This is a genomic window from Flavobacterium sp. (genome assembly GCF_040402835.1).
GTDB lineage: Bacteria > Bacteroidota > Bacteroidia > Flavobacteriales > Flavobacteriaceae > Flavobacterium.
Genome location: NZ_JBBALW010000012.1, coordinates 49,882 through 68,200, shown reverse-complemented (window position 1 = coordinate 68,200; position 18,319 = coordinate 49,882). Strand labels below are relative to the sequence as shown.

The 18,319-nt window shown below is 34.0% G+C and carries 15 protein-coding genes; 12 read left to right on the top strand and 3 right to left on the bottom strand.

The window, feature by feature from the left end; translation table 11 throughout:
- The first annotated feature begins 273 nt into the window (after positions 1 to 273).
- From AC9UEH_RS05860 to AC9UEH_RS05810, 11 genes are all read left to right on the top strand, one after another.
- Positions 274 to 813 (top strand): IS1096 element passenger TnpR family protein, encoded by a 540-nt coding sequence (locus tag AC9UEH_RS05860; RefSeq protein WP_509529496.1) that lies wholly within the window; start codon positions 274 to 276, stop codon positions 811 to 813.
- A 175-nt stretch (positions 814 to 988) separates the two neighbouring features.
- Positions 989 to 2,047 carry a nucleoid-associated protein gene (locus tag AC9UEH_RS05855; protein ID WP_509529493.1) on the top strand — a complete coding sequence of 353 codons (1,059 nt, stop codon included), beginning with the start codon at positions 989 to 991 and terminating at the stop codon, positions 2,045 to 2,047.
- Positions 2,048 to 2,234: 187 nt separating this feature from the next.
- Positions 2,235 to 3,023, top strand: a complete 789-nt coding sequence (locus AC9UEH_RS05850; RefSeq protein ID WP_509529491.1) for a TrmH family RNA methyltransferase — start codon at positions 2,235 to 2,237, stop codon at positions 3,021 to 3,023.
- 91 nt (positions 3,024 to 3,114) lie between these two features.
- Positions 3,115 to 5,334 (top strand): RelA/SpoT family protein, encoded by a 2,220-nt coding sequence (locus AC9UEH_RS05845; RefSeq protein WP_509529536.1) that lies wholly within the window; start codon positions 3,115 to 3,117, stop codon positions 5,332 to 5,334.
- A 62-nt stretch (positions 5,335 to 5,396) separates the two neighbouring features.
- Positions 5,397 to 5,852 carry a Fur family transcriptional regulator gene (locus AC9UEH_RS05840; RefSeq protein ID WP_509529488.1) on the top strand — a complete coding sequence of 152 codons (456 nt, stop codon included), beginning with the start codon at positions 5,397 to 5,399 and terminating at the stop codon, positions 5,850 to 5,852.
- A gap of 47 nt (positions 5,853 to 5,899) precedes the next feature.
- Positions 5,900 to 7,171: an adenylosuccinate synthase gene (locus AC9UEH_RS05835; protein ID WP_509529486.1), complete on the top strand. Its 1,272-nt coding sequence runs from the start codon at positions 5,900 to 5,902 to the stop codon at positions 7,169 to 7,171.
- A gap of 53 nt (positions 7,172 to 7,224) precedes the next feature.
- Positions 7,225 to 8,364 (top strand): Na+/H+ antiporter NhaA, encoded by a 1,140-nt coding sequence (gene nhaA / locus AC9UEH_RS05830; protein WP_509529484.1) that lies wholly within the window; start codon positions 7,225 to 7,227, stop codon positions 8,362 to 8,364.
- Positions 8,365 to 8,447: 83 nt separating this feature from the next.
- A complete protein-coding gene (locus AC9UEH_RS05825) occupies positions 8,448 to 10,067 on the top strand; it encodes an OstA-like protein (protein ID WP_509529481.1) in 1,620 nt (539 codons plus the stop codon).
- 24 nt (positions 10,068 to 10,091) lie between these two features.
- Positions 10,092 to 11,279, top strand: a complete 1,188-nt coding sequence (locus tag AC9UEH_RS05820) for an aspartate aminotransferase family protein (protein ID WP_509529478.1) — start codon at positions 10,092 to 10,094, stop codon at positions 11,277 to 11,279.
- Positions 11,280 to 11,490: 211 nt separating this feature from the next.
- Complete coding sequence (locus AC9UEH_RS05815) at positions 11,491 to 12,885, top strand: tetratricopeptide repeat protein (protein ID WP_509529476.1); 1,395 nt, start codon at positions 11,491 to 11,493, stop codon at positions 12,883 to 12,885.
- A gap of 7 nt (positions 12,886 to 12,892) precedes the next feature.
- Complete coding sequence (locus AC9UEH_RS05810) at positions 12,893 to 13,648, top strand: shikimate dehydrogenase family protein (RefSeq protein ID WP_509529474.1); 756 nt, start codon at positions 12,893 to 12,895, stop codon at positions 13,646 to 13,648.
- Between the two features lie 101 nt (positions 13,649 to 13,749).
- Here AC9UEH_RS05810 and guaB read toward each other — a convergent pair whose 3' ends face one another.
- The 3 genes from guaB to AC9UEH_RS05795 form a co-directional block, all read right to left on the bottom strand.
- Positions 13,750 to 15,222 carry an IMP dehydrogenase gene (gene guaB / locus AC9UEH_RS05805; protein WP_509529471.1) on the bottom strand — a complete coding sequence of 491 codons (1,473 nt, stop codon included), beginning with the start codon at positions 15,220 to 15,222 and terminating at the stop codon, positions 13,750 to 13,752.
- A 101-nt stretch (positions 15,223 to 15,323) separates the two neighbouring features.
- Positions 15,324 to 16,196, bottom strand: a complete 873-nt coding sequence (locus tag AC9UEH_RS05800; RefSeq protein WP_509529469.1) for a hydroxymethylglutaryl-CoA lyase-like TIM-barrel protein — start codon at positions 16,194 to 16,196, stop codon at positions 15,324 to 15,326.
- Between the two features lie 46 nt (positions 16,197 to 16,242).
- Positions 16,243 to 17,283: a quinone-dependent dihydroorotate dehydrogenase gene (locus AC9UEH_RS05795; protein ID WP_509529466.1), complete on the bottom strand. Its 1,041-nt coding sequence runs from the start codon at positions 17,281 to 17,283 to the stop codon at positions 16,243 to 16,245.
- Between the two features lie 132 nt (positions 17,284 to 17,415).
- Here AC9UEH_RS05795 and AC9UEH_RS05790 point away from each other — a divergent pair, with 132 nt between their 5' ends.
- Entirely contained in the window at positions 17,416 to 18,315 is a 900-nt protein-coding gene (locus tag AC9UEH_RS05790; protein WP_509529464.1) for an ABC transporter ATP-binding protein, read from the top strand.
- Positions 18,316 to 18,319: the final 4 nt, after the last annotated feature.

Here is an 18,319-nt window from a genome sequence, read left to right as displayed (position 1 = left end):
GTAATTCGGATGTTGAAGATAACTATTTATTATTTACTGAATTGTCGGATTTTTGGGATGAATTGTAAAAACACCGCAAAAACGCTCTTATTTACTCCTTTTTAGCCCGGATAGAAGGGAAAATCCCGCTTTGTTGCGCGACAGCAGCAATAAAGCGGATTTGGAATGATAGACGGATTAGCTTCTAAAAAAAATCTTATTAACAAATCTGGAATCTAAAATCTAAAATCTAAAATTAAATTTTACCTTTGTTACTTCACAAAAATAAAGAATATGGTTTATAAATTTAGAGTAATTTTAGACACAGAAGAGGACATTTTTAGAGATATTTCGATACTTGCGGAAGATACTTTGGAGGATTTTCACAATGCTATTTTCAATTCTTTTGGGTTTGACGGTATGGAGGTAGCTTCGTTTTATACGTGTGATGATACGTGGAATCAGGAGGATGAGATTCCGATGTTTGACGCTGGGGATGTTCCGGGCGAGCAAAAAACGATGAGCAATTATCAATTATCGGATTTGTTGGACAAGCAAAATACTAAGATTATATATGTTTATGATTTTATAAATATGTGGACTTTTCTTGTGGAATTGGCTGCGGTGGAAGAAAAAATTGCTGGGAATTTTTATCCTGAAACGATTTTTTCCCACGGTGAGATGCCTGATGAAGCAATGGAAAAGAATTTTGAAGCGGATATGCACGATGATATTTACGGTGAATTTGAGGATGATTTGGACGAAGATGATTTGGATATGTTCAGCGGTGATGACAGTTTTGAGGATTACGGGACGGAAGAGAATTGGAATTAATCCTCTCCCCAGCCCTCTCCAAAGGAGAGGGTGACAAACGGAATAAAAAAACTTGAAAAATGTTTAATTCTTCCTTTTTTGTTCGGGAGAAAAAAATAAAAAACTAATTAAATACTAACCTTTACATCTCGTCTTCCTCTCCTTTGGAGAGGGTTGGGGGAGAGGAAAATTTACTATGATAAACTTATTTAATACCCATATTGAGACTTTGTCGATTCACAGAGTTGGAAATAAAAGCCGCAACGAAGCACTATTTTTATCGGAGCAACCCTTTAATTTGAATGACGAGATTGTGCCTTTGATGAAAGAATATTTCTTCAGACCTTTTAGAGAAAAAGAAGAAAATTATTTTCAATTTGCTCATGAAGTTGATTTGGATTACAATGAAATGTTCAAATTTGCTTCAGAAGTTTTTGATAATCCAAATAATTTGCACGACGTTTCAAAGAAAATTACGACCCATTTATTTGAGCAATCAAATCATCCGCACATTAAAAACGGGGAAGTTTATGTGACGTATTTGACCAATATAAACATTGATAATAATGTAGTTGATGCAATTGGGATTTTCAAAAGTGAGGTGCAATCTGATTTTTTACAGTTTGAAGAAAAAGGAACAGCCTTAGAAATGATTTTGCAACAGGGAATTAATCTCAGCAAATTGGACAAAGGATGTTTGATTTTCAATTACAAAAAGGAAGAAGGTTATAAAATATTAACGGTGGATAGCAATCGGTATGATGCGAGATATTGGTTGGAACATTTCCTTTCGGTTGATGCCTTTCAAGACGAGAATTTTATCACAAAAAAATACTTGAAATTTTGTCAAGGATTTGCCAAAGACGTTGTTTTTCCTGCTGAAGATAAGAAAGAAGAAGTGATGTTTATGAACCGCTCAGTGAATTATTTTGCTAAAAATGATCAGTTTGAAGAAACTAATTTCTTGAATGAGGTTTTGGATAATCCAGATTTGATTCCAGAATTTAAAAATTATAAAGTTGACAAAGGCGAGAAATACAGCATTGAAGATATTACGACGTTTCCAATTGCAAATGCAGCAGTTTCGGATGCGCGGAAATCAATTAAAAACGTAATTAATTTAGATACTCACATTCAGATAAAAATGGATTTCATTAACCCTGAAAGTGCTGAAAAATATGTTGAAAAAGGCTGGGATGAAGAAAAGCAAATGTATTATTATTTGGTTTATTTCAATAAAGAAGAAAAGAGTTAGATTTTAGTTTTAACTAATATTACAAACTTAATTTATTCGATTTATTACCTTTAAGAATTAATTGCATGTCATACTTCAAATTATTATTATTTAAAAAGTCAAGAATTATAAAGTATATTTCCTGATTTTTAAATTACATCAATTTCTCTCATTATATTTGTAGCATAATTTTTCAACACCTACTATTTTGAAGCAAATCACATCCGTTCAAAATCCATATATAAAGTCATTGGTACTTTTACAGGAAAAAGCAAAAGCCAGAAAACAATCGGGGACTTTTTTGATTGAAGGGCAACGCGAAATTTCTTTGGCAATAAAAGGCGGATATGAAATTGACACGATTTTGTTTTACCCTGAATTGATTTCTGAAATTGAAATAAATCAACTGTCAAAGCAGCCGTTTAACTTGATTGAAATCAATAAAGAAGTATTTGAAAAATTGGCGTATCGAGATACAACCGAAGGAATTATTGGAATTGCAAAAAGTAAAAATTTGAATTTATCAGATTTAAAACTGAAAGAAAATCCGTTGATTTTGATTGCTGAAGCACCCGAAAAACCTGGAAATATTGGTGCTTTATTGAGAACCGCAGATGCCGCCAATCTTGATGCCGTAATTATTGCTAATCCAAAAGGCGATTTGTTCAATCCAAATGTGGTGCGTTCCAGCGTTGGATGTTTGTTTACCAATCAAATTGCGACAGGCACGACATCTGAAATTATTACGTATTTGAAAGAGCGAAAAATCAATTTTTATTGTGCTACATTACAAAATTCAACGTCCTATCATACGCAAGATTATACCACGCCAACCGCTTTAGTTGTTGGAACTGAAGCAACTGGATTGACTCAAGAATGGCGAGATGCAGCGACCCAAAACATCATTATTCCAATGCAAGGCGAAATCGATTCTATGAATGTTTCCGTAGCCGCCGCCATATTAATATTTGAAGCGAAAAGGCAAAGAGGATTTTAATTTTTTAAGTTAAAATTGTATCACATTTATAACCTATCGTTTGCACATCTCATTACTTATTCATAAATTTAGAAATTGAATGAAAATAGCTATGACAGAAATTGAAATAGAAAAAGAAAATAAGGCTATAGCCAGAGAATACAAGGAACTTCTCCGAATAAGTTATCAAACATTAACTCCTGAAGATAAAAAATTAATCCGAAAAGCTTTTGATGTTTCTGTTGATGCACATCAGCAACAACGAAGAAAATCTGGCGAAGCTTATATTTTTCATCCCATTGCAGTCGCGAAAATTGTAGCTTCAGAAATTGGTTTGGGTGCCACTTCAATCGCTGCAGCTTTATTACACGATGTTGTTGAAGATACTGAAATTAGTGTACTAGATATAGAAAAAATGTTCAATCCAAAAGTAGCGCAACTTGTGGAAGGATTGACCAAAATTTCCAAAATCCAAAAAGATTTAAATTCTTCGATGCAAGCCGAGAATTTCAGAAAAATGATTCTTACATTAAATGATGATGTGCGAGTAATTTTGATAAAATTGGCAGATCGTCTCCATAATATGCAAACCATGAATTCGATGGAGGAATACAAACAAACCAAAATTGCATCAGAAACATTATATATTTATGCCCCTCTTGCCCACCGATTGGGATTATATAATATAAAAACGCAGTTGGAAGATTTAGGATTAAAATATACAGAGCCAACCGTTTATAACGATATTGTAACTAAAATAAAAGAGACAAAGGAAGAACAAGATGAATATATAGAAAATATTTCTGACGTTTTAAAGAAATCTTTGGATGTTGAAGGTATTGAATATGTTATTAAAGGGCGACCAAAATCAATCTATTCTATTCGTAGAAAAATGAAAGCTCAAAATGTGAGTTACGATGAGGTTTATGATAAATTTGCGCTTAGAATTGTCTATAAATCAAATCAACACGATGAAAAATTTATCGCTTGGAAGATTTATTCGATTGTAACAGACCATTACAGACCAAGTCCAAGCCGGTTGCGAGACTGGATTTCATCACCAAAATCAACGGGTTACGAAGCACTTCATATCACTGTTATGGGACCTTTGGGACGTTGGGTTGAAGTTCAAGTTCGTAGTGAACGAATGGATGAAATTGCAGAAAAAGGATATGCAGCACATTATAAATACAAACAAGGGGCAACCGAAGAAAGCGGATTAGATGTTTGGTTGAATCTATTGAAGGAAGCATTAGAAAATCAAGAAAAAAATGCGGTTGACTTTGTTGAAGATTTTAAAATGAATCTTTATTCTAAAGAAATTTTCGTTTTTACACCCACTGGAGAAATAAAATCATTACCTAAAGGTGCTACATCACTCGATTTTGCATTTAGTATTCACTCCGCTATTGGAGTTCATACAAGAGGAACTCGTGTAAATGGAAAATTGGTGCCCCTAAATTTTGAATTGAAAAGTGGCGATCAAATTGAAGTTATTACTTCCGTCAATCAAAAACCAACCCCGCATTGGTTGAATTATGTAACAACTTCTCGCGCAAAAACGAAGATCAAGAATGTTTTAAATGAAAATACTAAGAAAGTTGCCGAAGATGGAAGGGAACTTTTAACTCGAAAATTACGACATCTAAAAGTTATTTTAAATGAAAAAACCATTAATGAAATGGTAGTGTATTTCAAACTTAAAACTAGTTTAGATTTGTTTTATAGAGTTGGAATTGGCTCAATAGAAAACCAACAACTTAAAGATTTTGCTGCATTAAAAAGCAATACAATTATCAATTTCTTTAAAAATAAAATCAAAAGATCACCTTCTGCAAATTCTGAACAAATTTCGAAAGAGGAAATTCATACCAATTATGATTTACTCGTTTTTGGAGCAGAACAAGATAAATTAGACTACAAATTATCCGCCTGTTGTAATCCAATAATTGGGGATGAAGTTTTTGGTTTTATAACCATAAATGAAGGGATTAAAGTCCATCAAAAAGATTGTCCAAATGCTTTGAGTATGCAATCTAACTATGCGTACAGAGTTATTAAAGCCAAATGGATTGATTCGTCACAACAAGAATTTAAAGCCATTTTGATCATTACCGGAATGGACTTTTTGGGACTTACAAATGAACTTACAAAAGTTATTTCGAGTAATATGAACATCAATATTCAAAGTATTTCGTTGACAACAGAAGCTGGATTATTCAACGGAAAAGTAGCGGTAATTGTAAAAAACAATGCAATTCTTGAAAAAATGATGGCGAAAATTAGAAAAATTGACGGTATAGATAAAGTAACCCGTGTTTATAAAAATTAAATTTTTTGAACATTCAAGTTGAAACATTTAATAATTAAAATAATAATTTATCTTTGCAAGATATGACACTAATATCCGTTGATAACAGTAAGAATCAAGAAATTGTAAAAAATGTTTTTACATTATATCTTGAAAATAAAGGGCACAGGAAAACACCTGAGCGCTATGCGATTCTTCAAGAAATATATGAAAGCGAGGAACATTTTGATGTAGAACATCTTTATTTGAAGATGAAAAACAAAAATTATCGAGTGAGTCGTGCCACACTTTATAATACAATTGAACTTTTATTGGATTGCGGATTGGTTAGAAAACACCAATTTGGTCAAAATCAAGCGCATTATGAAAAGTCGTATTTCGACAAGCAACACGATCATTTAATAATGACAGATACGGGCGAAGTAATTGAATTTTGCGACCCAAGAATACAAATGATTAAAAAAACAATCGAAGAAATATTTGATATAGAAGTGCACAATCACTCTTTATATTTATATGGTTCCAAAAAAATAAAATAAGAACTATTCCAAATTAGAATAAAAACAACACACAAACAACACACATAATGACCGTAGATTTATTATTAGGATTACAATGGGGCGATGAAGGAAAAGGAAAAATTGTTGATGTGCTTACATCAAAATATGACATAATTGCCCGTTTTCAAGGTGGTCCAAATGCAGGTCATACTTTAGAATTTGACGGTATAAAACACGTTTTAAGAACTATTCCTTCAGGGATTTTTCATAAAAATTCATTAAATATTATTGGAAACGGAGTTGTAATTGACCCTGTAGTCTTTCAAAAAGAAATTGAAGGATTGGCACGATTTAATTTAGATATTAAAAACAAATTAATCATTTCTCGCAAAGCACATTTAATTTTACCAACCCACCGTTTATTGGATGCAGCTTCTGAAGCATCAAAAGGAAAAGCTAAAATTGGTTCTACTTTGAAAGGAATTGGACCAACTTATATGGATAAAACCGGTAGAAATGGAATTCGTGTTGGCGATATTGAATTGGAAGATTTCAAAGAACGTTACAGAGCATTGGCTGACAAGCACGAAGCAATGATAAAATTTTACGATGTAGCCATTCAATACAACCTAGAAGAATTAGAAGTTGAGTTTTTTGAAGCCATTGACGACTTGAAAAAACTTACCTTTATTGATAGCGAAGAATATTTGCACCAAGCTCAAAAAGCAGGAAAATCTATTTTATGTGAAGGGGCTCAAGGTTCTTTGTTAGATGTTGATTTTGGAACATATCCATTTGTAACTTCGTCAAACACAACAGCAGCGGGAGCTTGCACGGGTTTAGGAATTGCCCCAAATAGAATAAAAGAAGTTTACGGAATTTTCAAAGCCTATACCACTCGTGTTGGAAGCGGTCCATTTCCTACAGAAGATTTCGAAGAAGATGGCGCTACAATGGCAAGAGTTGGAAACGAATTTGGTTCGGTTACAGGAAGACAAAGACGTTGCGGATGGTTGGATTTAGTGGCTTTAAAATATGCAATTCAAGTGAATGGCGTAACACAATTGATGATGATGAAAGGCGATGTTTTGTCTGGATTTGGAACCTTGAAAGTTTGTACAGAATACGAATATAAAGGTCAAAAAATTGCGCATTTACCATATAATATAGAACCTGAAAATGTAACTCCAATTTATAAAGAATTCAAAGGTTGGAAAGCAGATTTAACAGGAATGACAACGTATGACGAATTGCCAATTGAGTTAAAAGAATATATTGACTACATTGAAAAAGAAGTTGAAGTGCCAATAAAAATTATTTCTGTTGGTCCTGATCGAAAACAAACAATTACAAAATAATTAAGGAAACGCTTTGAGAAATCAAGGCGTTTTATCTTTGGAATCATATAATTATGAAAGAAAACAATTTATTTAAATCCTTTTTTGAAAGTGAAAAAGCAGGTGGAATTATCTTGATATTCGCCACTTTATTTTCATTGCTTTTAGCAAATTCTATTTTTCAAACAGAATACCTTCAAATTTGGAACATAGCAATTGGAAATCACAGCCTTGTTCATTGGATTAATGACGGTTTAATGACTATTTTCTTTCTTTTAATTGGTTTAGAATTAGAGAGAGAAGTCTATATTGGTGAACTTTCAATGATTAAAAAAGCGGCTTTACCATTATTTGGAGCTTTAGGCGGAATGGTCATACCAGCACTTATTTATTTGTATTTTAATTTCGGAACTACAACGCAATCTGGGGCTGGAATTCCAATGGCAACCGACATTGCATTTGCAATTGGAATCTTATCACTTTTGGGAAATCGAGTGCCAACTTCTCTAAAAATATTCCTTACTGCCTTAGCCGTTATCGACGATTTGGGCGCAATTATAATTATTGCCATTTTCTATACTTCTACAATTTCACTCTTGAATTTAGGAATTGCTTTGGGAATAATGGGAGTTCTATTTGTGCTGAACCGATTGAAAGTCAACACTCTTTTTCCATATATTATTGGGGGTATTTTGATGTGGTATTTTATGCTAAATTCTGGAGTTCACGCAACAATTACGGGAGTTTTATTGGCATTTGTAATTCCTTTTGGTGATGGAACTAAGAAATCAATATCCTATAAATTGCAAAATTTTCTGCATAAACCAGTCGCTTTTATAATCTTACCTTTATTTGCTTTAGCAAATACCTGCATTATTATAAATTCCAATTGGTATGAAGGTTTATCACACACCAATAGCATCGGAATTATTCTTGGATTAATCATTGGAAAACCTCTAGGAATATGGATTCTTTCGTATTTAGGAGTAACTTTAGGACTCTGCAATTTGCCAAAAGGATTGCAATGGAAAAACATTTTCGGAGCAGGAATATTAGGAGGAATTGGTTTCACAATGTCCATTTTCATTACACTTTTAGCATTTGATACTGATTCGGATATTGTAAATTCCAAGATTGCCATTTTAATCGCTTCATTCATTGCAGCAATAACGGGTTTTGTTATTTTGAAATTGACATTGAAACCAAACAAATAAGAGCAATTACTTGAATTAATAAATAAATCATAATTTGCCGTAGCATTGCATCCTTTTTCTTAAATTTGGCAAAAATTAAACCTTTGAAGAAGCACCTATTTCTTATCAAAATTTGTATCATTCTATTCAGTTTCAATACGGTATTGGCACAAACACCAAAGAAAATTATCATTGAACATTCTGATTTTGCAGACATCAATCAACTACAAATACCCGATGCCGCATTACTTACAGGAAATGTTCGTGTGAACCACGATGGCGCCATTTTGACTTGCAATAAAGCCTATTGGTTTCAAAAAGAAAACTACATAAAAGCCTTTGGAAATGTGCAAATTATTCAAGGTGACACGCTAACAATGACAAGTAAATATGCCGAATACAACGGAAATATCAAACAAGCGTATGCAACTGGCGATGTAATTTTGAAATCACCAGATATGTCATTGGTTACAGATACTTTGAATTTCAATAGAAACAGTCAAGAGGCTTTTTATTCCACGGGCGGATTGATAACCAATAAAGGAAATACGCTGAAAAGTAAGTCAGGAAAATATTATGTTGCCGAAAAAAAATACCAGTTTCTAACTGCCGTCACAGTAAAAACACCTGAAAATACAATCAAATCGAATCACTTGGATTATTACACCAATTCAGGGCATTCGTATCTTTTAGGACCTTCAACAATCATAGGAAAAGACAATAAAATATATACAGAAAATGGTTTTTACGACACCAAAAAAGACATTGCGCGTTTGCAAAGAAATTCCAAAATAGAATACAACAATCGTTTGATAGAAGGCGATAGCATATTTTATAATAAAAAAACAGGTTTTGCTTCGGCTACAAATAATGTAAAAATCACCGATACCATCAATAAAATTATCGTGAAAGGGCATTATGCTGAAATTTACAAGTTTCAAGATTCGGTTTATGTGACCAAAAGAGCTTTGGCAATTAGTCTTGTCGAAAAAGATTCCGTTTATATTCACGCTCAGAAATTGATGATTACCGGAAAAGAAAACAATAGGATCATTCGAGGTTTCAAAGACGCAAAATTCTACAAACTCAATTTAAGCGGCAAGTGCGATTCTATTCATTCCAATCAGAAAATAGCACTGACAAAACTCATTGGAAAACCAATTCTATGGAATTTTGAAAACCAAATGACAGGCGATTTGATGCATCTTATTGGAAATAATAAAACCCAACAATTGGATTCTTTGAAGGTATTAAACAATGCTTTTATCGTTTCAAAAGACACAATTGGAACAGGATATAATCAGGTGAAAGGGCAAAATCTATATGGGAAATTCAAAGATAAAAACCTTGATAATGTTGATATTGTGAAGAATACCGAAGTCATTTATTATATGCGAAATGACTACCACGAACTCATTGGAATCAATAAAAGTGTTTGCAGTAAAATCAATTTGACATTAGATAAAAATAGAATTGACACGCTAACATTATTTGAAAAACCGGATAGCGATATTTATCCCGAAAAGGATTTGCCAGAAAATGCAAGGAAATTACGAGGTTTTATTTGGCGTGGCGACGAACGAATAAAAACAAAAGAAGATTTGTTTACGGCGGAAGAAAACGAAATGAACGACAAAATCATCAAGGAAAGTAACGCCAAAAAAGCCAAAGAAGATGTTCCGATGAAAGTCCGAAAAGAGACATTGGAATATAAAGAAAAGTAAATTATTGAAATAAACCAGAATACTTTGAACAACGATTTCCTAAAATACCAAGCACAAACGTCACCTTATCCACTCGGAATGGAAGTTTCGCACGCCATTGGGTCTTACATTTACGATACCAACAACAAAAAATACCTGGATTTTGTGGCTGGCGTTTCCGCTTGCACACTCGGTCATCAACATCCACGGGTGAATAATGCTATCAAAAATCAGTTGGATAAATATTCGCACGTTATGGTTTATGGCGAATATTCTCAAAGTCCAGCTGTCGAATATTGCAAACTTTTAGCCACTCACCTACCATATCCATTAGAAACAACCTATTTGGTCAATTCAGGAACCGAAGCCACCGAAGGCGCATTAAAATTAGCCCGACGCATCACCGGCAGAAGCCAATTAATTTCGTGTCACAACGCCTATCACGGCAATACAATGGGATCGATGAGCGTAATGGGATTTGAAGAACGCAAACAAATCTTCCGTCCATTAGTTCCCGATGTCGATTTTATCACCTTCAATAACGAAGACGATTTGCAGAAAATTACTACAAAAACTGCTGGAATAATCCTTGAAACCATTCAAGGCGGAGCTGGATTTATTCAACCTTACGACGGATTTCTCAAAAAAGTTCGTGCCCGATGCACCGAAGTTGGCGCCATAATGATTCTCGACGAAATCCAACCTGGCTTTGGGCGAACAGGGAAATTATTCGGTTTTCAAAACTATGATGTCGTTCCCGATATCGTAATTATGGGCAAAGGAATGGGCGGCGGAATGCCCGTTGGCGGTTTCACGGCATCTCAAAAAAATATGGATTTATTGAGCGACAACCCCAAATTAGGGCACATCACAACCTTTGGCGGCCACCCCGTCATCGCCGCAGCGTGTTTGGCAACATTGCAAGAATTGACCGAAACCTCAATAATGACGGACGCTTTAGCCAAAGAAAAACTTTTACGAACGCTTTTGGTACACCCATTAATCAAGGAAATCCGAGGCGAAGGATTAATGTTGGCAGCAATGACCGAAAACGCCGAAATTACCAACAAAGTAATCTTCAAATGTCAGGATAAAGGTCTGATATTGTTTTGGTTACTCTTTGAAAGTTGCGCCATCAGAATCACACCGCCGCTCACAATTTCAAACGAAGAAATTGAAGAAGGATGTAAGATAATTCTCGAAGCAATGGACGAAATTTTAAACGAAAATTAGTTTTTTTTGGAGCTATTCCTGCTTTCATTCCAATCCGCTTTGTTGCTTCGTGCCGAGCAACAAAGCGGGATTTTCCCTTCCATCAGGGCTAGGGCATTCGGGATTTCAAGACGATTATTTGTTAATTAAATTGTTCACAAAAAAAAGCACTTTCTTCACAAAATAAAATTAAATCGTTACCTTTATCTCAGGATAAATTAAAGAAAACAGTATGCACATAAGCGACGACGAAGAAGACTACAACTTATCCTTATCGAAATTTGAGTCAATGTTGAAAACCAACAAAGTGCTCTTTTTTGATTCCGAAGAATTTGAAGAAATTATTCTTCATTACCTCGATATGGGAAAAGCTGCCTTGGCTAAAAAAGCCTTGAAATTAGCGCTTGAACAACACCCAAAATCAACTGGATTAAAATTAGTTCAAGTAGAAATGTTGGTTTATGAAGACAAACTCGAACAAGCAGAAAAATTGCTAAATGAGTTGTATGCAATCGAACCTACAAACGAAGAAATTTACATCCAAAAAGCAAATATATATTCCAAAAGAGACAATCACGAAAAAGCGGTAGAATTATTGCAAATTGCACTAAAATATACTGATGATTTTGCCGATGTTTATAATTTAATTGGAATGGAACACCTTTTTATGGACAATTTAGAATTGGCAAAATACAATTTTATGAAATGTCTTGAAGAAGATACCGAAGATCAAGCAGCCTTATATAACGTGGTATATTGCTTTGAATTTTTAGACCAAAATGAAGATGCCATTGTTTATCTTAACAAATATATCGACAGAAATCCGTACAGCGAAATCGCATGGCACCAAATCGGAAGATTAAATTACGGACTAAAAAGATATGAAGACGCCTTACGTGCTTTTGAATTTGCAACCCTAATTGACGATGAATTTTTGGGTGCTTTTATGGAAAAAGCAAAAGCATTAGAAAGACTAAAAAAATACGAAGAAGCCATTGAAAGTTACACTCGAACTATTGAATTAGACGACGCAACTTCTTATGCATTACTTCGAATGGGGAAATGTTACGAGAAAATTGGAAACAAAGTTTTAGCACTCAAATATTTCAACAAAACCGTTCACGAAGACCCGCTTTTAGACAAAGGTTGGATTGCAATTACTGATTTCTACGTTCGTCAAAAAAAGTACCAAAAAGCCTTGTTTTATGTAAACAAAGCCTTGAGCATCGACAATCAAAATCGGTTGTATTGGAAACGATTTGCAACAATAAACAAAGAATTAAATCTTTTTGAAGAAGCAGAATTTGGCTACAGAAAAGCAGTTGAATTTGGTGATTATCAATTGGATACGTGGTTGTTTTGGGTTGACATTCTTCAATTTTTAGGAGAATTTGATAGCGCTATACAAACATTATTGCAAGCTTCAGAATATTTCCCAGAAGAATATCAAGTTGAATATCGTTTGGCAGGATTGTACTTTATGATTCACGATGACAAAAAAGCAAAATTTCATTTAAGCAACGGACTTCGATTGAGTTTCAAAAACAAAACGCTTCTTGAAGAGTTATTTCCTGTGGTTTGGGCACGCAAAATGGTTCAAAATGCAATCAATAAAGTGTCAAAATAAAATCTAAATGGCAAAGCACCAATTTGGTTTAGTTGGAAAAAATATCAATTACTCATTTTCAAAAGCACATTTTACAAAAAAATTTGAAGAACTGAACTTATTGGATTATTCCTACGAAAATATAGATTTTCAAGACATTTCAGAATTGCCTAATTTTCTAAAAAAAAATCCAAATTTAAAAGGCTTAAACGTAACCATTCCTTATAAAGAAACGATTATTCCCTACTTGGATAAATTATCTAAAATAGCAGCAGAAATTGGAGCTGTAAACACAATTCGCATTACTAAAAACGGAAAATTAAAAGGCTACAACACTGATTATTATGGCTTTCAAAAAGCACTCGAACCGCTATTGCAATCCCATCACAAAAAAGCATTGCTATTAGGAACGGGTGGTGCTTCAAAAGCCGTGGCATATTCATTAAATCAAATGGGAATTGCTACTACTTATGTTTCCAGAACTTCATCTGGATACGCCATTGGCTACAGCCAAATAACCGCTGAAACATTTGAAGAATACCAAATAATTGTCAATTGCACGCCTTTAGGAACTATGCCTAATACAAATGTGTGTCCGGATATTCCATATCAATATTTCACTTCCAATCACATTGCATTTGACTTGATTTATAATCCTTCTGAAACCTTATTTCTTCAAAAGGCAAAAGAACGAGGAGCCGTAAGCAAAAATGGTTTAGAAATGTTAGTTTTTCAGGCAGAAAAAGCCTGGAAAATTTGGGGATTTTATTCAAGTAAAAATTAGAAATTTAAATTGATAGCAATAATAGTTCTTATTTTGCCTTCAAATAAGTAAAGCTAAAACTCAATTATAATTTATTCCCTTAATTAATTATGACTTCAATTCTACCTAGAATAGTTAGGTGCTTCTTTGGTTATAGTTACATTATGTGGATGACTTTCGTTGATTCCACTGGCAGTAATGCGAACAAATCTTCCTGTTTCTTGCAATGTTTGGATATCTTTTGAACCGCAATAACCCATTCCTGCTCGAAGTCCGCCAATGAATTGTTGCATACTTTCGTTTAATTCGCCTTTATAAGGAACTCGACCTACAATTCCTTCGGGAACTAATTTCTTGACATCGTCTTCAACATCTTGAAAATATCTGTCTTTTGAACCTTCTTGCATCGCTTCAACAGAACCCATTCCACGGTAAGATTTGAATTTTCGACCTTCAAAAATGATGGTTTCTCCCGGAGATTCTTTGGTCCCTGCTAAAAGCGAACCCAACATAACGCAATCGGCACCAGCAGCTATTGCTTTAGGAATATCGCCTGTATAGCGTATTCCACCATCAGCAATTACAGGAACTCCCGAGCCTTTTATGGCTGCAGCAACTTCTAAAATTGCTGAAAATTGTGGGAAACCTACGCCTGCAATAATTCGAGTTGTGCAAATGGAACCAGGTCCAATTCCAACTTTTACACCATCAGCACCATTTTCAACAAGAAACTTGGCGGCTTCCGGAGTTGCAATATTTCCAACAATTACATCTATTTTAGGGAATTTAGTTTTTACTTCTTTTAAAACATTAACAACACCTTGTGAATGTCCATGGGCGGTGTCAATAATAATGGCGTCAACACCAGCATTTACTAATGCTTCTGCTCTTTCAACGGCATCGCCTGTAACACCAATGGCTGCTGCTACGCGCAAACGTCCAAAAACATCTTTGTTGGCAATTGGTTTTTGTGTTAATTTGGTGATATCCCTGAAAGTGATTAAACCAACTAATTTATAATTAGCATTTACAACAGGTAATTTTTCAATTTTATTGCCTTGTAAAACCACTTCGGCTTGTTCTAAAGAAGTTCCTTCGGCAACGGTAACCAAATTTTTAGAAGTCATTACTTCTACAATTGGTCTTGTATTGTTTTTCTCAAAACGCAAATCTCGGTTGGTTACTATTCCTTTTAGGATTTTATTATCATCGACAATTGGAATACCTCCAATGCCGAATTCTTTCATTGCATTTTTAGCGTCTGCAACTGTAGATGTTAACGGCAAAGTAACTGGATCAATTATCATTCCTGATTCTGCACGCTTTACTTTTCTGACTTTAGCAGCCTGTTGTGCAATAGTCATGTTTTTATGCAACACTCCAATTCCTCCTTCTTGCGCCATGGCAATTGCCATAGAACTTTCAGTAACGGTATCCATTGCTGCGGAGACTATTGGAACATTTAAGGTAATGTTACGAGAAAATTTAGATTGAATACTAACTTCACGAGGAAGTACATTGGAATAATTTGGAACTAATAATACGTCGTCGTAAGTAAGCCCTTCTCCAATAATTTTTGTGTTGTGTGCGATCATTGCAATTTGTAGTTGAATTGCGTGCAAAGGTAGCAAATTATATTAAATGTGACAAATGATTTTTAAGTTTTTAATTAAAGCTAAAAACGTTTCGAGTTCAATTAATGAAACTCTCCAAACAGTTTTGTAGCTTCGTTGTATGCGCTTTCAAAACTCATAGGACCGGTGTTTGTATTTTCCTTTTTAGCCGTAAAATAGGATAGCAACTTTTCTGTTGGCATGTTTCCTGTGAGTGTATCTGTAGCCATTGGACATCCCCCAAAACCTTGAATCGCGCCGTCAAATCTTCGGCAACCTGCAGAAAAAGAAGCCTCTATTTTTTCAAACCATTTATCTGGAGTGGTGTGAAGATGCGCTCCAAATTCGATTTCGGGATATTTTGGAATTAGATTAGAGAATAAATAATTGATAACTTCCGGCGTAGAACTTCCAATGGTATCTGAAAGCGACAAGATTTTGACACCCATATTGGATAATTTCTCCGTCCAATTTCCTACTATTTCAACGTTCCAAGGGTCGCCATAAGGGTTTCCAAATCCCATTGATAAATAGGCTACTACTTCTTTCCCGTTTTTATCGGCGATTTCTAAAATTTCTTGTAACGTAATTAAGGATTCTGCGATGGTTTTATGGGTATTTCGCATTTGGAAATTCTCAGAAATTGAGAATGGAAATCCTAAATATTGAATTTCTTTGTGCTGTGCAGCAGCTATGGCGCCTTGTGTATTGGCAATTATAGCTAATAATTTGCTTTGTGTTTGTGACAAATCGAGTTGAGATAATACTTCGAAAGTATCTTGCATTTGGGGGATTGCTTTTGGGGAAACAAAACTTCCAAAATCGATGGTATCAAAACCAACTCGCAATAAAGATTGAATGTAGGAGACTTTTCGTGCTGTAGGTATAAATTGTTTAATTCCTTGCATCGCATCTCGCGGACATTCTATTATTTTTATTGGTTTAATTGGTTTCATTAAACAAATATAGGGAAAAAGTAAAAGCGTTTGCTATACGAAATCATTAATTAAGAGGTAAATTCTCCAATATTTTTTTATTGATTTCTTTGATCAAACTTGGACCTTCATAAATAAAACCAGTATACAGTTGAATTAAACTTGCACCTGCTTCTAATTTGTCAATTGCATCTTGCGCTGAATGAATCCCTCCTACTCCTATTATTGGGAAGGATTTATTACTTTTTTCAGATAGAAATCGGATTACTTCAGTTGAGCGATTAGATAACGGTTTTCCTGACAACCCGCCCATTTCAACTTTGTTTTCAGATTGCAATCCCTCTCTATTAATAGTTGTATTAGTAGCAATTACACCTGCTATTTTAGTAGTATTTACAATATCTATAATATCTAATAGTTGTTCATTTGTTAAATCTGGTGCGATTTTCAATAGAATAGGCTTTACTTTATTATTGCTACCTATTTTCAATTCATTAACCGTTTGAAGTGTATGCAATAATTTCATTAGCGGTTCTTTTTCCTGTAATTCTCTTAAATTTGGGGTGTTTGGAGAACTTACATTTACTACAAAATAATCAACATAATCGTATAATACTTCAAAGCAAATGAGATAATCGTCAACTGCATTTTCGTTTGGAGTTGCTTTATTTTTACCAATATTTCCTCCTATTAAAATCCCATTATTCTGTTTTAATCGTAGAATCGCACTTTCGACTCCTTTATTATTAAAGCCCATTCGATTGATTATAGCACCGTCTTGTTTAAGGCGGAACAATCGTTTTTTAGGATTTCCCCCTTGCGGTTTTGGTGTTAAGGTTCCAATTTCTATAAATCCAAAACCAAAATTAGAGAGTTCTTTGAATAAAACAGCATCTTTATCAAACCCAGCCGCTAATCCTACTGAATTTTTAAATTTTAATCCAAATACTTCTGTTTCTAATCTAACGTCTTCAATACTATAGATAGATTTAAAAATAAATGAAATTCCCGGGATTTTGGATAAAATCCGTATTAAAGAAAAAGTAAAATAATGAACTTTTTCAGGGTCAAACCAAAAAAGTATTGGACGTATTATTATTTTGTACATTATTATTAAATTGTAGTTTACAAAAGTAAAAAATAGTTTTTATATTAAAAATTAAAAGTCTTCCTTTTAATAGTTATTTTGTAACATTTTATTCTATTAAACGTCTTACATTTACAACTAAATATAAAGCTATTGGAAACTATATTATCGATAAAAAATCTAAATAAGATTTACAATAAATATGTTCACGCCGTAAACGATGTTTCACTAGAAATACACAAAGGCAATGTCTATGGGATTTTGGGACCAAATGGAAGTGGAAAATCTACAACTTTGGGAATTGTCCTGAATGTAGTCAACAAAACTTCTGGTGAATACAGTTGGTTTGATGGAAAAGTTGAAACACACGAGGCACTAAAAAAAGTAGGGGCAATTATTGAACGCCCTAATTTCTATCCGTATATGACCGCCAAGCAAAACTTGGAATTGGTTTGTAAAATCAAAAATATCGACTATTCCAAAGTACGGGAAAAACTGACATTAGTTGGATTGGTTGAACGAGAAGACAGCAAATTCAGTACTTTTTCGTTAGGAATGAAACAACGTTTGGCAATTGCTTCGGCATTGCTGAACGACCCTGAAATTCTTATTTTAGATGAACCTACAAATGGTTTAGACCCTCAAGGAATTCACCAAATTCGAGATATTATTCGATTAATTGCTTCACAAGGAACTACTATTTTATTGGCATCGCATTTGTTAGATGAAGTTGAAAAGGTATGTTCACACGTTTTGGTTTTGCAAAAAGGGAAAATCCTTTATTCAGGAACTGTCGATGGAATGACTGCAAATGAGGGATTCTTCGAATTGCAATCGGACGATAATGAAGCCTTAAAAACCATTTTAAGTACCCATTCTGCTATCGAAAAAGTAGTGTTTGAGGAAGGAAAAGTATTGGTATATCTAAAAAATCCTTTGGAAGCATCCGAATTAAATCGTTATTTATTTGAAAAAAACATCTTTTTAAATCATTTAGTAAAACGCAAAACAAGTTTGGAAGAACAGTTTTTGGAATTGACAAAAAATCAATAACAAC